This window comes from Parabacteroides provencensis (assembly GCF_900232875.1).
Classification (GTDB): Bacteria; Bacteroidota; Bacteroidia; order Bacteroidales; family Tannerellaceae; genus Parabacteroides; species Parabacteroides chinchillae.
On sequence record NZ_LT960514.1, the window covers coordinates 1 to 812 of the forward strand.

1 pseudogene is annotated in these 812 nt (G+C 37.3%); it reads left to right on the top strand.

Going from position 1 to position 812, the window contains the following annotated elements:
* A pseudogene (locus tag CTY47_RS17040) lies at positions 1 to 560 on the top strand (hypothetical protein); the annotation flags it as partial.
* Positions 561 to 812 lie beyond the last annotated feature (252 nt).

Below are 812 nucleotides of genomic sequence, written 5' to 3' on the forward strand. Positions count from 1 at the left end.
TCAACTGGGATCCAACTGTAATCAATGGCTTTTTATCTCGCAATATTGGCGCGTTAAGTGATGCTCAAAATAATAGCGGACTAGAGGGAGGTTTATTGTTCCAGTGGGGGCGTAAAGACCCTATATTATATTCAAATGGTAATACCATGTCCCCTAATGGAGCAATTGATATAGGTATAAAAAATCCCGATAAGTATATAACGACTTATCAGGGTGGATCATGGTATAACGCATCGTCTGAACAACTATGGGATAGTGTCAAAACGATTTATGACCCTTCACCGGAAGGATTTAGGGTCAGTAGATATAATGAATTTAATGCAATAATAGAAAAAATATCAAATAATAATTTAGGAGGTATATATGGTGATTTATGGTTTCCTAAAATTGGAACTAAAATATATTCGGATGGATCAATAAGATTAGGAGATAACCGCTATTGGACATCAAAAATAAGCCCCTCTTATCCTAATTCGGATAGCTCTTATATGGCGATAACATCAATGCAAGATGGCGGAGGTAGGGCTACAGGATGCCCTTTAAAAGTACACGTAGCATAGCTCAACTCTGCCCAAGATATTAAATAACTCAACTCTGATAAAAAATTATTTGGAGCTATTTAGCTCACATCTGGAATACAGGTGCTATAGTAACAGGCGACAGAAGTTTATCGACCCAGGCCAGGAGTTTTGCTGCATTGAATTAAACTTAAAACGATTTAAACGATGATTATATACGATAAAAACAACGTTAAGATACTGGATATTCCGGTAGATGATTCCAGTTACCGGTATAGAGCGATCCGGCAGGGT